We start from the raw sequence: 15,233 nt of genomic DNA on the forward strand, positions 1-15,233 counted from the left end.
TATACAAAATGATATTTTTTTGTATCTTTCGGGTTTTATTAAAACAGTGCATTATAAAAAATGAATATAAGAACGAAAATACCTTTATATACAGGTGTAACGGTTTTAGTTACAATGCTTGTTGTTACGGTATTTTCTATTTTAGAATACAGAAGCAGAACTCTTGAAAGTATTGAATCTTACAGGAATGAGCAAACAGATATTATTAAGAACCAATTAAAAGATCATGTTAATAATGCTTATAAAATATTGAATAAATCATATTCGGAGATAAAGAACAGGTATCAACTTAATTCTGTTAAAATTAAAGATTATCCGGTTGAACTAAGGCAAGCGATAAGAGATATTGAGCAAATATCATTCGGAGATGCAGGTTATATTTGGTTAAATGAAGTTAATCCGCCTTATACGGTTATTATGCATCCAATAAAACCGGAAATGAACGGAACAGTTCAGGTATTCTATATAAAGGACACCCAACAGAATGTTTATGAGGCATTTGCAGATGTTATTATTGCAAATAAGGGCGAAGGTTTTTTAGGATATGACTATTATAAACCGGGAACAAATGAAAGAATTCCGAAATTGAGTTTTATAAAATTATTTGAACCATACGGCTGGGTTATAGGAACAGGTGTTTATGTTGATTATATTGATAAGATGGTTGCTCGTAAAACTGAAGAACTAAATAAACAAACGAGCAAAATGATTAAAATAATTTTAATACTCGGTTTTGTTTTAATTGCTTTAGCAACAGTTACACTATTCTATTTGGGAAAAACAATAACGGATGCAATATATTCTGTTCAACAAAAATTATTTCATATGTCAAAAGGGCATATCATAGAACCCGATAAGACAGAAAGGTCTGATGAAATAGGAGATATGAATAAATCTTTAAGTGAGTTGATTGCGGGAGTTAATACATATTCAGAGTTTGCATCAAATATAGAAAAGGGGAATTTAGATGCAGGCTTTAAACCTTTGAGCGACAAAGATAATTTGGGTATTTCGTTGTTAGATATGAGAGAAAGTCTTAAGGCTGCAAAAGAAGAAGAACAAAAAAGAGCGGAAGAAAATGAGCGAAGAAATTATGCAAATGAAGGATATGCCATGTTTAGTGAACTTATGCGTAAAGGCAGTGAAGATATAAGAGAATTATCATACGCCGTAATAGGTAATCTTGTATCTTATGTTAAGGGTATTCAGGGTGGTATTTTTATCTTAAATGATGAAAATAAAGAAGATGTTTTTTTGGAATTAACGGCATCAATAGCATATAACAGACGGAAATTTAAAGAAAAAAAGATAAAAATAGGCGACGGATTAATCGGAGCTTGTGCATACGAAAAAGAAAAAATTTATATAACAAATATTCCGGATGATTATGCTGAGATTCGCTCAGGCTTGGGAACAGCAAATCCTAAATCAATATTAATTATTCCGTTATTGATGGAAGACAACTTAATCGGTATTATTGAGTTGGCTTCATTAGATATTATAGATGAATTTGATATTGAGTTTGTTGAAAAAGTTTCTGAAAGTATTGCAGCTTCATTATATGCAGCAAAAATTAGTACAAAAACATCTTTATTACAAAAAGAATATAACGAGTTGTTAAAAGAAAAAGAAAATTATAGTGAAACTTTGATTGCTAAAGAAAAAGAAATTAAGATGTTAAGGCGAAAATTAACAACATTAAAAGAAGAGAAATCAATTTTGTCGATTAAATAATGAACTTATTAAAATGAATTATGTCAAATATCAATAAGATATTAATTAAAACCTTAGGATTAAAATCTGATGAGATAAATAAATTCGTATTATTATTTTTACATTCTTTTTTTATAGGACTGTTTATTGCATTTTATTTTGTTCAGGCAAACTCTGTTTTTATACGAGAATACGGAAGTGAGCAATTACCTTATGCATATCTTATGGCAGGACTGGTAGGATATATTATTTCATCTTTATATTCATATTTTCAACAAAAAGTAAAAAGTAAATATCTCTTTTTATCTGCATTAGCTTTTATGCTGATAATAAGTCTTTTCGGAAGAATTGCTTTAGGATTTATAGATCCTAAATATTTAAGCTTCTTTGTTTTTATTTGGGCTTGGCCTTTTATTTCTCTTGCAGGAATTGAATCCGGAGGTTTAGCAATACGGTTATTAAACTTAGTTCAAATAAAACGTTTGTTCGGATTAATTAATATGGGCGGTGTTATTGCTTCAATTTTAGGTTATTTGATAATTCCTGTTTTAACAAATTATATAGGTTCAACTTATAACCTTTTACTCGTCTCCGTTGCAAGTCTCGGAGCGGCAATATTGGTATTGTATTTTATTTATAAAAAGTTTCCTGAGAAAAAAGAAAAAGAAAAGGTTTCAAAAACCGAAACAAAAACAACTTTTAAACACCTAATCAAAGACAAATATTTTAAATTGATATTCTTGTCTGCAACATTATCTATGACAGTAATTTATATTACTGATTTCGGATTCCTTTCGGCAATTAAAGTTCAAGAAAGTATTTTATTTATAAAAGAAGGTTCTGTTGCAGGATTTTTAGCACTTGTTTTTGCTGCTTTAAAGGTCGGAGAACTTATAATATCATATCTTTCAAGCAGAATATTAGTAAAATACGGAGTAAAACTCGGCTTAATTGTATTACCCGTTTCAATTACACTTATTGTTTTTATATCACTTTTTATCGGGTTTACTGTAGGAGCAGTTACAATTACTTTTTTGATATTAATGGTTTTAAACAAATCATTTGAAAGAATAATGAGACGAGGGCTTGACGATCCTGCTTTTAATATTTTATACCAACCTTTACCGAGTAATTTGCAATTAGCGGTTCAATCAAAAGTAGGCATAGTAATGCAATTTGCTATTGCAATTGCCGGGGCACTATTATTAGCATTAAGTCTTTTGTTAAATTTAGGAGGAGGGTTCAGTTTAGAATTTTTCCCTGTATTCTTTTTGCCCATTTTAGTGTTATGGGTATTTGTAGCCAGAAAATTATATTTGGCATATAAAGATAAGTTGAGAGAAATTTTGAAAGAGATGAGTTCTCAAAAAAGACACGACACCTCAAAATACAGATATGGTACGGAAGTATTATCAAAAAAATTTAAAAAGTTCAACGATAATGTTGTTAGGCTGAGTGTAACTATTCTTGCAGAAACAAATCCCAGAATTTTTGAACCTTATATTTCTTCATTAATAAAAAAAGATGATAATGAAATTAACAAAGCTGTTTTAAAAAGTATTGATCCGACGTGGCGAGAAAGGATTGTTAAACAAATAAAAACACAATTTGAAAATGAAAATGAAAAAGAAGTTGCCGAATGTGCAAAACATGCCGTTTCACTTTTAGATTTTAATGAAGTTGAAAAAATAAAGCCCGAAATACTTGATAAGTCTGATAAAACAGAAGATAAGGTAAAACTAATCAAGTACTTGGTTAAAAATTCAAATGATAAGAATATTGAAAAATATATTTTGAATTTATTCAAATTTAATGATAAAACAGTTAAAAACTCAGCGGTAAGATTAGCGGTAGGAATTAAAACCGACAAATTAATTGAGCAATTAGTATTTTTATTAAAATCTCCTGAATATTATCACGTCAGTATGGCTGCATTGCTTGATATAGGAGAAAAAGCATTAAATAAACTGAATGATTTATATGAAAACACAGAAGATGAGGCTGTATTATTAAAAATTATTGAGATATATGCTAAAATGGGTTCAAGCTCGGCAAAATCTTTAATAGTTAAACAAATTAATTACCCTTCAAGAAAAATTCAATTAGCTGTAATTTGGGCACTATTTTATTGTAAATACCAAGCTCCCGAAGAAGAAGAAAAAATAATTAAAGAAAAAATCCTCAGAGTAACCGATAATTTATTGCTTATACTAACCTCATTAAGTGATATAAAATCTGAAAAAAATACTTTAAAGCTTTTTTTAGCTCTCGACCAAGAACGAGAAACAAATTATGAGATGCTGTTCAGCTTACTAAGCTTTCTTCATGAACCCAGAATAATAAATCTGATTAAGAAAAATATTATAGGAAAAAATACAATATACGCATTAGAGCTCATTGATAACTTTATTCAACCGGATTTAAAACCTTATATCGTTCCGATTTTTGACGATATATCTACGCCTCAAAAAATTAAAAAATTATCAAAATATTTCCCTCATAAAAGATTAGCTTATAATGACCGGCTTCGCTCAATCATTACTCTTGATTTTGACAAAATTAGCACATGGGCAGTTGCAAAAGCATTAGAAATGCTCGAAAGGGTTCACAGAAATAAGGAAAAAGATAAAAACATCAGCAGTGAACAAAGTTTTGAAGATATTGTTCCGTGGACAAATGAAAATACAAAACCTGTTCTGGGACAAATTAAAAAAAGCGAATTGCCGGATGAAGTATTCCTAAGTCTGTTTCATCCCGATGAATTAGTTTATTCAACAGCAGCAAAAATTATTTATGATGAAAATCCGCAAAAATGTTTTGAGTATCTAAAAAATATGTCAAATAAGAAACAAGAACTGGCGGATATTCTTACAAATAACGGCGTTTTATTGCAAAATAAAGTAAAACTGTTAAGAAGGTATCAACTTTTCTTTAGTATCCCCGACTATTTGCTTGTCGAATTAGCCGAAATTATAAGCGTTAATGAACTCGGAAAAGGAGAAAAAATATTCTTTAATTCAAACGGAAACGAAAGTATTTTTATTTTAATAAGAGGAGAATTAATAAAAGATGCAGGAAAAAAATCAGAAGAAAAATTTTCAAAGAAAGTTGTATTAACACCGGGATTAAATATTGACAGTGATACAGAATACTTAACCGCAAGCAAAAAAACAGTCGTATTAGTTGCTAACAGATTTCAATATTTTAATTTATTAGTAGATAATACTAAAATTTTGCAGCATATATTTGATATTATACAATAAATACACATAAAAAAACATACTATGAACTGTATTATAATTGATGATGATAAAGTTTCAAGACTCGTAATTGAAAAATACATAAGTAAAACAGATTTAGTTTCTTTAACCGAAACATTTGATAATGCGGTTGATGCTGCAAATTATTTTAATAAGAATGCTTCGAGCGATTTGATTTTTTTAGATATTGAAATGCCCGGAATGAGCGGTGTCGAATTTTTAGAAAGTCTTGATAATCTGCCTCAAATAATCATTGTTTCAGCTAAAGAAAAATATGCTTTACAAGCAATACAGCATGATGTTACGGATTATTTACTGAAACCTATCGTATATTCAAGGTTTCTGAAAGCTGTTACAAAAGCAAATACCAGACATAAAGAAGAAGCAGAGAAAGATAATTCAAAAGGAATATTTGTTAAAAGTAGTTCATCTTCTTTTGTCAGATTATTTTATGATGATGTTATGTATATCGAAGCTATGGAAAATTATGTTGTGATTACAACTTACGAACACAAACATACAATCCATTTTACCATGAAAGCATTATTAAATAAATTACCTGCTGATAAATTTGTACGTGTTCACAGGTCATATATTGTTAATAAAGACAAAGTAGAACGAATTGACGACAATATGATTATAATGAACACAAAAGATAAACGAAAATCAATTCCTATATCAAAATCATATAAAGATGATTTTATGAAAAAAATAAATATTGTTAATAAATAGAAAAACTTATAAAATGAACGAAGAATTATTAAAATTAAAACCGGAAATAGTTTGGAAAAACTTTGTCGAACTTACAAAAATACCACGCCCTTCAAAAAAAGAAAGAGCAATTATTGATTATATGAAATCCTGGGCAAACGAAAGAGGATTAGAAAATGTTGAAGACGAGATAGGAAATGTGATTGTAAAAAAACCGGCAACTCCCGGCATGGAAAATCGTAAAGGAATTATTTTGCAAGGACACCTTGATATGGTTCCTCAAAAAAATAATGATACCGTACATGATTTTGAAAAAGACCCGATTTCTGCATACGTAGATGGTGATTGGGTAACAGCAAAAGGAACAACATTAGGTGCCGACAACGGAATGGGAGTTGCAGCGGCAATGGCTGTTTTAGAATCAAAAGATATTGAACACGGACCCATTGAAGTTTTAATGACTATTGATGAAGAAACAGGTATGGCGGGTGCATTTAATTTAAAACCCGGCTTTTTAGACGGAGATATTCTTATGAACCTAGATTCTGAAGATGAAGGCGAATTATACATAGGATGTGCCGGCGGAATTGACTTAACTGCAACCTTCAAATATAAAGAAAAGAAAGTTCCGAAAGATTCTGTTGCTGTTAAATTAACAGTTACGGGCTTAAAAGGCGGTCATTCCGGAATTGATATTCCCCTGCAAAGAGGAAATGCAAACAAAATAATTTTCAGGTTTCTTGAAAAAACGGCAAAAAACCATAAAACCAAATTAACAAATATTTCAGGCGGAGATTTAAGAAATGCAATTCCGAGAGAAGCAGTTGCAATTATTACGATGCCGAAATCCGAACTTGCTGAATTTAATAAATGCGTAAAAAAATATGAAGCAAAGGTTATGGCAGAAATTAAAGTTCCTGACCCGGATTTTAAAATGTTTGCGGAAGAAACCGAAATGCCCGAATTCATAATCGATAATAAAACTGCTAAAAAGTTATACAAAGCAGTAAATGCAGTACCTCACGGTCCGCAAAGATTTATTGACGGAATGAATGATATACCCGAAACTTCAACAAACCTCGGAATAGTAAAATCAGAAAAAGGAAAAATAATGGTTGCGAACCTTATTCGAAGTTCTTCCGATACCGCAAAACAATACTTACAAGATTCAATGGGAGGTTTGTTTAAACTTGCAGGAGCAAAAGTGAAATTTTCAGGTGAATATCCCGGCTGGAAACCCAACTTTGATTCACCGATTTTAGCAGCAATGAAAGAATCATATAATAAAAAGTTCGGTAAAGTTCCCGAAGTAAAAATTATTCATGCAGGATTAGAGTGTGGCGTTCTCGGTGCAACTTATACAAATTGGGATATGATTTCTTTCGGACCTACTATTCGTTTCCCTCATTCGCCCGATGAAAAAGTTAAAATTGATACGGTAGAAAAGTTTTGGGACTTTTTAGTGGATACTCTCAAAAATGTACCTGAAAAATAATTAGTAATAATAATTAAAAAGCCTCACATATTTAGAAATTTGTGAGGCTTTGTTTTCTCGGCAATATTTTTGCAGTATAAAAATACCTTTAGATATTACTTGACGAATATAATATAAAAAAGGTTTTAACAAGAAGTTATTATGAAGAAAGTAGAAATAACAACAACAACATACGAGTATGATTCTCCCGAAGAATTAAGCAAAAATGAACAAATATTAATTAATAAGTCAAAAGAAGTCGTAAAAAATGCATATGCTCCTTACTCTAAATTTAATGTAGGTGCTGCGGTTTTGCTTGAAAACGGAGAAATAATAACCGGTACAAATCAAGAAAATGCTGCATACCCCTCGGGTTTATGTGCCGAACGCGTGGCTATTTTTTATGCAAATTCAAAATATCCGGATGTTCCGGTAAAAGCAATAGCAGTTTCAGCCTTTACAAATAATAAGTTTGTAGGTAATCCTGTTCCTCCTTGCGGCTCGTGCCGACAAGTTATTATGGAAACCGAAACAAGATTTAAAACACCTATTAAAATATATTTGGTAAGCAGTAATAAAATTACGGTTATTAATGATGCCAAAAATCTGCTTCCTTTAAATTTTGATGAGCATTTTTTATCGGAATAGAATTTCTTTTTATTGTGCCTGTCTTTTTTTAGTGTTTTTTTATGAATAAATATTCAATTAAAATACAATTACTGCTTCTTATTTTTCTGTTTCTTAATAAGACAACATTTTCTCAAACAAGTAATAAGATATTTTTTGACAGTATTTATAATAATACCCTTGAGCTGTTTGAGAAAACAAGAGATATTTCACAAGAAAATATAAATAAAGCCCGAACATATACATTAAACGATATTCAGGAAGCAAAAATTAACTTCATAAAAACAAGAATTGCTCTTTTATATGAAGTCGATCCATTGTTTAAAAGTACTCCGATTATTTTCAATGAAACTTCTGACACATCTACTTATGAGGAAAAACTTTTGTTTCAGGCTCAACAATATACAAATAAATCAATGCCTGATAATGCAATTCCCTTACTTTTTGAAATATTAGATAATGTTGATGCTGATTCAGATATTGCTTTAAAAAGTAAAATATATTTGGCTGAAGCTTACCGTGAGAAAAGAGAGTACCATAAAGGAATATTTATAATTCAAGAAGCTTTGCAAAATGATAACTTAAGTTTAAAAAATAAGGCATTTGCTTATAACAGAATAGCTGCACTTTACAACGAAATGGGCGATCCGCAAATTTCCACACAAGATACAGTAATAAAATATTCCGAACTGTGTATTCAAATATCGGAAAAAGAGCTGTTTAATGATTATATTGCAAGTTCACAAAATGAATTGGGATTTGTTTTTGAACAACAGCAAAGATATTCAGAAGCAATTGAATATTGCACAAAAGCAGTTGAAGGTTTTATAAAACAAAATAAACTTCACAATGCTATGAATGCATCAATAAATTTGAGCAGTGTGTATATAGCATTAAATAATTTTGAGAAAGCAAATTCTGTAATTGACGATGCTTTGGAACTATGTGATGTAAATGAGAATAAAAACTTATTTATGCGTCTTTATCTTCAAAAGGCAGACATATATACTCGTATGAGCAAATATAAAACAGCTTATGATTTTCTTTCACTTGCACGAATAATGCAAAATGATTTTTATCACGACAGAATGAGATTGCAAATTAATGAAATGTCCGCAAAATATGAATTGCAATTGAAAGAGAGTGAAATAATTGAAGAACAACATAAAAACAAAATACAAAAGCAACAAAAAACATATTTGTTTGTAATATTGCTTGTCCTTATTACAGTGTTAATTTTTGTAATTTTCAATTTTCGTTTAAAACGAAAAATACGACTTCAAAATGAGAAAATTGTAAAACAAGAAAATACCGAACTGAAAACAATTCTGGAATTTAAAGAAAAAGAATTAAATTTTAAGGCAAAAGAACTTTCGCAAGCCATTGCAAATATTATTTCATATAATGAAACATTAAGAAAAATTAAAAAATCATTACCTAAAACAGCAAACAGAGAAACTCTTAGTATTCTTAATAATAACCTAAGGACAAATCAAAATTGGGAGAAATTCAAACTTACATTTAATAATTTGTACCCTTCATTTTTTACAAAAATTAATGAAATATTTACTAGTCTTACCGAAAATGAAATCAAACTTTGTGCTTTTCTCATTATGGATTTAAAAACACGAGAAATTGCTGATATAATGAATATTTCCGAAACATCGGTAAGCAAAAACAGAAATCGGCTTCGTAAAAAACTTCAACTTGAATCCGGAACAGATATAGCCGTTTATTTGAAAACAATTTAATTTAATTTTTGATAAGAAGGTGCAAACTAACTGTTGAAAGTTGCATCAGTAGCCATAATTCTTCAAATCTTTATAGGCTTTTTACGACATATTAATTGAAATGACTATTGTTACAGTCAGATTATCACCCTTTTGTGATTTTGTCATACCTTTTGTCATACCTAGTTATTCTTTTCTCTGAGAGGTTTGTTTTATTTTTATAATTTAAATTATATTAATCCGGAAATATCTTATAAATTTAAAATATAACATCATGACAAAAAATCTAACATTATTTTTAGCAATAATGCTTGTGTCATTATTAAGCATACAAGCCCAAAATGCCCTAAATTTCGACGGCACAAATGATTATGTAAACATTAATGATAATGATGCACTTGATTTAACAACAAATTATACAATAGAAGCATGGATAATGCCTGAAAGTTTTATTTCTATGGGAGGAATTGTTTGTAAATATCATACCCCCGGCAGTAACGGATATTTACTTCGTTTAGCAGGCACAGCACCATATTCCGGTTTGACTTTTGACGAAATGAATACCCAATCCGGAATTTTAACAAGCGGAGTATGGCATCATATTGCTGCCGTAAACGATAACGGAACAAGAAGACTTTACCTTAACGGTATAGAGCAAACACTTACGGGAACACCATTAGTTGTTACGGCAAATATCGATCCCTTAACAATTGGTGTAGATTATCTCGATATCCCAAGATTTTTTGACGGTAATATCGATGAAGTCAGAATTTGGAATGATGTACGAACAGAACAAGAAATTAAAGATAATATGAACTCCGAAATAGACCCTGCATCTGCAAATCTTGTTGCATACTATAACTTTAATGAAATAAGCGGAAGTGCTTTGCCTGATATAACTCCAAATTTACATAACGGAACTCTAAATAATATGATTGATGAAGATTGGACAGAAAGCTATGCAATGGTTGTTCCTCAAAATCTATCTTCCGATGGTTGTACTTCATCATTGCAATGGGAAGCTCCCGTAACAGGCGGAATTGAAAATTATTATCTTGAAATAGCAGAAGATATTACTTTTGCAACTTATGTTACAGGATATAACCCGTATAAAGATATGGGAACAGCTACATCCGAAATATACTCAACCCTTACATACGGGAATACTTATTATGCAAGAGTAAGAGCATTTAAAAGTTCAGTCGGAGATGTCGGTGCAAGTTCTGATATCCTTACTTTTACGGCATCAGATGATGTTGAAAATCCTGTTTTAGTTGTTTCTGCTGATGTAATAGCCTTTTTAGATGCAACAGGCAACCTGACAATTACGGCATCCGATATTGTTTCAAGTGCAACAGATAACTGTATAATTGCCGATACAACACTAAGCCAAAGTGTTTTTGATTGCTCAAATGTTGGTACACCTATAAATATTGATGTTACATTAAGCGATGTTGCAGGGAATACACACGTTCAAGTTTCTACAATAGATGTTAGAGATAACATAAACCCAACTCTGGCTGTTCAAAATTTAACAGTTCAACTTGATGCAACAGGTAATGCAACAATCTCAGCATTTAATGTTGTAACAAATGCAACAGATAATTGTATAATTGCTGATACAACTTTAAGTCAAAGTACTTTTAATCAGTCAGATGTAGGCATTTTAAATGTTGATGTTACATTAAGCGATGTTTCAGGAAATACACATGTGCAAGTTTCACAAATAACAGTTGTCGATTTACCTTTAATCGGAACTTATGCAATAGGGCAAGGAACAAGCGATGATTATCCTACTTTATATGATGCTTTGGAAGATATAAAATTAAGAGGTGTTGACGGTGCTGTTGTTTTTGAACTTTCTGCCGATTATAATTATATCTCCGATGCTTATCCTGTTAGCATTCAGTCTTTCACAGGAGCAAGTGAAATAAACACTCTTACAATAAAACCGGCTGCCGGCACAGCTCATTTTATTGAAAGTAATGCAGATTATATAATAAAAATAAATGCAGATTATATTATTATTGATGGTTCAAATAACGGAACTGACAGCAGAGATTTAACAATTTCAAATATATCTGCAAATAATACAACATATACAATTTTTGCAGGTTATGTAGTAAAAAACACATATTCTAACAGCGGAGAGAATATAACAGTTAAAAATTGCATAATAAAAGGAGGAAGCAAAGAAAATGAAAGTGTAGGAATAGGTTTTTCTGATTGTGTTAATGTAACAATTGAAAATAACTTAATTTCTCGTGCTCGTTTAGGTATTTTAAGCTATAACGGTAGTGATGTCACTATTTTAAAAAACGAAATAGGCTCTGAAAATTCAAGTGAATATTTACATTACGGAATTAGCTCACAGTTTGCATCAGCAATTACAATTTCAGGAAATAAAATCTATAATTTAATTGATAACCAAGATTTTGATGCAATACGAGCAATTGCAATAAATGATTTAACAGGTAATGTAATTATTTCAGATAACTATATTGATAACTTAATTCATACAGGAAATAATGTTGTTCAAGCTATCGGTATTTCTGATTGTACACCTTCAGATATGAGAATTTTTAATAATCGAATTTCAAACATTGCATCTAATTCATTTGAAAATAACTTCCCCGCAGGAATAGCAATTAATTGTCCTGCAATGACAAGCGGAATGTACATTATGCATAATTCAATAAATATTCCTGAAAATACAACTTACGGAATAGGAACGGGAGCAGATAATACAATGACCGGCGGAATTAATATTGGAGCCGGAAGCGGAATTAGTTTTGTAAATAATATTATTTCAAATACTTTGGGAGAACGTACGGGGGCAACCTATATGACTTTTGCAGCAGCAGTATTGGTAAATTCAGACGTATCTCCTTTTATGCTGAATGATAAAAATTTATTCTATGCAGCCGGAAATAACGATTTTAGTTTCATGGCAATTAATACAAACGGAGGATTGTCTTTATCAGAATGGAAAACATGGACCGGTGGCGGTGTATTTTCTATTTTTGATGAGGCTCTTTTTACTTCTGATGATGATTTAAACTTACAAGCATGTTCACCGGCAATTGCACATGCTGAGTATCGTTCTTATTATGAGTTTGATATTGAAGGAAATGCCAGAGATACTCAGTATCCTGCAATGGGTGCCTATGAATATGAAAAAGTGCAGGCAACAAATCTACTCATTACCCAGCCGGTTAAAGGTCAGGGTTATATAAGTTGGACACAAGGGAACGGGTGTAATGCAGTTGTTTTTATGAAACAAGGGTATGTGTTACCGGAAACACCTTCCCCTGTTAACGGAACTACTTATGCAAGCAATTTAGATTTTGGCAGTGGAGACCAAATAGGAACAACCGGTTGGTATTGTGTTTTTAATGGGTTTGGAAGCGGAGACTTCTGGGTAAATGGTGCTGACGGAGAATATACAGCAATGGTTTGTGAATATTACGGTAGTGAAGGAAATGAAATTTATTTAACAGAAACTGCAATTCAAAATCCGAATGAAGGTTATTTATCATCTGATATAGAAAAACTTAATTCTCAGTTAATAAATATATATCCAAACCCTGCAACAGGGAAAGTAACAATAAACTTTATCGGAATTTCGAACTTTGGAGAAGTTGTAAATGTCAGTGTCAATGGTATAACCGGAAAAGTTGTATTTAATAATCAACATTTAATAAAAAATAATCAGTTAGAAATTGATTTGTCAAATTACGGCAAGGGAGTTTATTTTGTTAAAATAGAATACAAGCAAGGTATAATAACAAAGAAATTAATTTTAAAATAATTTATTTTATGTCAGTGTGGTTTGTAGTCCACACTGACATTTTTATTGAAGTTAAATCCCTAAATCCGTCTTTATATTATTAATTTTTGTATCAAGTTCTATGTTAACTTGTTCATATTTTTCTTTGCAACACAAATCAGCCTTTAAACCTATGTAAAATTTAATTTTCGGCTCTGTACCGGAAGGTCGTACAGTTATCTTTGAGTTATCTTCCGTAAAAAACTGAATAACATTCGATTTCGGAAGATTAACAGGCTCAACAGTTTCGGTTACTAAATTCTCGCAATGTTGCAATAAATAATCTGTTATTTCAATAACTTTTGAACCTGCAATAGTTCTCGGCGGATTTTCTCTGAACTCGGTCATCATTTTTTGTATTTCTTCCGAACCTTTTTTTCCTTTTTTTACTAAGTTTACCAAAACTTCTTTATACAAACCGAATTCAACATAAATATCAACCAACATTTCATAAAAAGACTTACCTTGGTTCTTTGCCCAAACGGCAGCTTCGGCAATTAGTGCTGCAGACATAACAGCATCTTTATCCCTTACAAATTCGCCTGCAAGATATCCGTAACTTTCTTCACCGCCTCCGATGAATAATTTCTTTCCTTCGTTTTCTTTAATAATTTCTGCAATAAATTTAAATCCTGTGAGAGTATCATAATATTCAATATTAAATTTCCTTGCAATATCAGCCAATAATTCAGATGTAACAATGGTTTTTACAATATATTCGTTTCCTTTTATTAAACCTTTGTCAACCCTTACTTTTATTAAATAATATATCAGAACTGATGCGGTTTGGTTTCCGTTAAGTAAAATAAATTCATTATTTAAATCTTTCACTGCAATTCCTACCCGGTCAGCATCAGGATCAGTTGCTAAAACTAAATCGGCGTCAACTTCTTTTGCCTTTTGAATAGCCATTTTAAGTGCTTCTGCATTTTCGGGGTTAGGAGAAATTACGGTAGGGAAATTTCCGTCAACAACATCTTGTTCCGGAACATTGTAAATGTTTTTAAAGCCGAATGCTTTTAAAGTTGCGGGAACTAATTTAACACCTGTACCGTGTATGGGGGTATAAACAATTTTAAAATCGGAATATTTTTTAATTATATCCTGTGAAAGTGATAATGATTTCAGTTTATCAATATATAAGGTGTCAAAGCCTTTTCCTAAAATTTCTATTTTATCTTTTACTCCCTTAAATTTAATATCATTAATATTTGTTATTTTATTAACCTCGTTAATTATATTTTTATCGTGCGGAGAAACAACCTGTCCGCCGTCATCCCAATAAGCTTTATATCCGTTATATTCTTTCGGATTATGTGAAGCTGTTATTACAACACCGCTTCGGCAAGAAAAATGCCTTAATGCAAAAGATAACTCCGGTGTAGGTCTTAAACTTTCAAAAAGATAAACTTTAAAACCGTTTGCAGAAAATATATCTGCTGTTAATTCTGCAAAAAAACGACTGTTATTCCTGTTATCATGAGCAACAGCCACACTGATTTCTTTAAGCTCAGGAAAGTTTTTTCTAATATAATTACTTAAGCCTTGTGTTGCAGCTCCGATAGTATATTTATTTACTCTGTTTGTTCCTGCACCCATAATACCTCTTAATCCTCCGGTTCCGAATTCAAGGTTTTTATAAAAAGCATCTGTAAGTTGTTCAAACTTTTTTTGTTTAATCAAAGATTTAATTTCGTTTTTTACATTGTTGTCATAATCTCCGGTAAGCCATAACTCAACATTTTTCGGAATATTTTGTATCATACTATTAATAATTTTTTAAAATAATTTTAAATGTAAAAATGCAGATAATATTTATAAAAAAAAAATACAGAATTTGATAATTCAAAGAAAAAACAGTTTATAGCCTGAATATTAATAAAATACGA

The 15,233-nt window shown here is 30.8% G+C and carries 8 protein-coding genes; 7 read left to right on the forward strand and 1 reads right to left on the reverse strand.

Annotated features, from left to right (window positions below; all coding sequences use genetic code 11):
- Positions 1-60 precede the first annotated feature (60 nt).
- The 7 genes from L3J35_08715 to L3J35_08745 all read left to right on the forward strand — a co-directional run bounded on the left by L3J35_08715 (position 61) and on the right by L3J35_08745 (position 13,326).
- Positions 61-1,734: a cache domain-containing protein gene (locus L3J35_08715; protein ID MCF6366269.1), complete on the forward strand. Its 1,674-nt coding sequence runs from the start codon at positions 61-63 to the stop codon at positions 1,732-1,734.
- 20 nt (positions 1,735-1,754) lie between these two features.
- Entirely contained in the window at positions 1,755-4,976 is a 3,222-nt protein-coding gene (locus tag L3J35_08720; GenBank protein MCF6366270.1) for an MFS transporter, read from the forward strand.
- 21 nt (positions 4,977-4,997) lie between these two features.
- Positions 4,998-5,705, forward strand: a complete 708-nt coding sequence (locus tag L3J35_08725; GenBank protein MCF6366271.1) for a LytTR family DNA-binding domain-containing protein — start codon at positions 4,998-5,000, stop codon at positions 5,703-5,705.
- A gap of 13 nt (positions 5,706-5,718) precedes the next feature.
- Positions 5,719-7,179: an aminoacyl-histidine dipeptidase gene (locus L3J35_08730; GenBank protein ID MCF6366272.1), complete on the forward strand. Its 1,461-nt coding sequence runs from the start codon at positions 5,719-5,721 to the stop codon at positions 7,177-7,179.
- 141 nt (positions 7,180-7,320) lie between these two features.
- A complete protein-coding gene (cdd, locus tag L3J35_08735) occupies positions 7,321-7,806 on the forward strand; it encodes a cytidine deaminase (protein MCF6366273.1) in 486 nt (161 codons plus the stop codon).
- Between the two features lie 41 nt (positions 7,807-7,847).
- Positions 7,848-9,536 carry a tetratricopeptide repeat protein gene (locus L3J35_08740; protein MCF6366274.1) on the forward strand — a complete coding sequence of 563 codons (1,689 nt, stop codon included), beginning with the start codon at positions 7,848-7,850 and terminating at the stop codon, positions 9,534-9,536.
- 253 nt (positions 9,537-9,789) lie between these two features.
- The gene (locus L3J35_08745) at positions 9,790-13,326 is read left to right on the forward strand and encodes a T9SS type A sorting domain-containing protein (protein ID MCF6366275.1); all 3,537 of its coding nucleotides are present in this window, start codon (positions 9,790-9,792) and stop codon (positions 13,324-13,326) included.
- 51 nt (positions 13,327-13,377) lie between these two features.
- Here the strand turns inward: L3J35_08745 and L3J35_08750 are convergent, their stop codons facing one another.
- Positions 13,378-15,108 (reverse strand): phospho-sugar mutase, encoded by a 1,731-nt coding sequence (locus L3J35_08750; protein ID MCF6366276.1) that lies wholly within the window; start codon positions 15,106-15,108, stop codon positions 13,378-13,380.
- Positions 15,109-15,233: the final 125 nt, after the last annotated feature.

Source organism: Bacteroidales bacterium (genome assembly GCA_021648725.1).
GTDB lineage: Bacteria > Bacteroidota > Bacteroidia > Bacteroidales > JAADGE01 > JAADGE01.

What these genes read in the sequence shown, in the direction of transcription:
- L3J35_08715 (MCF6366269.1), top strand. Translation starts at nt 61, where the DNA reads ATGAATATAAGAACGAAAATACCTTTATATACAGGTGTAACGGTTTTA.
- L3J35_08720 (MCF6366270.1), top strand. Translation starts at nt 1,755, where the DNA reads ATGTCAAATATCAATAAGATATTAATTAAAACCTTAGGATTAAAATCT.
- L3J35_08725 (MCF6366271.1), top strand. Translation starts at nt 4,998, where the DNA reads ATGAACTGTATTATAATTGATGATGATAAAGTTTCAAGACTCGTAATT.
- L3J35_08730 (MCF6366272.1), top strand. Translation starts at nt 5,719, where the DNA reads ATGAACGAAGAATTATTAAAATTAAAACCGGAAATAGTTTGGAAAAAC.
- cdd (MCF6366273.1), top strand. Translation starts at nt 7,321, where the DNA reads ATGAAGAAAGTAGAAATAACAACAACAACATACGAGTATGATTCTCCC.
- L3J35_08740 (MCF6366274.1), top strand. Translation starts at nt 7,848, where the DNA reads ATGAATAAATATTCAATTAAAATACAATTACTGCTTCTTATTTTTCTG.
- L3J35_08745 (MCF6366275.1), top strand. Translation starts at nt 9,790, where the DNA reads ATGACAAAAAATCTAACATTATTTTTAGCAATAATGCTTGTGTCATTA.
- L3J35_08750 (MCF6366276.1), bottom strand. Translation starts at nt 15,108, where the DNA reads ATGATACAAAATATTCCGAAAAATGTTGAGTTATGGCTTACCGGAGAT.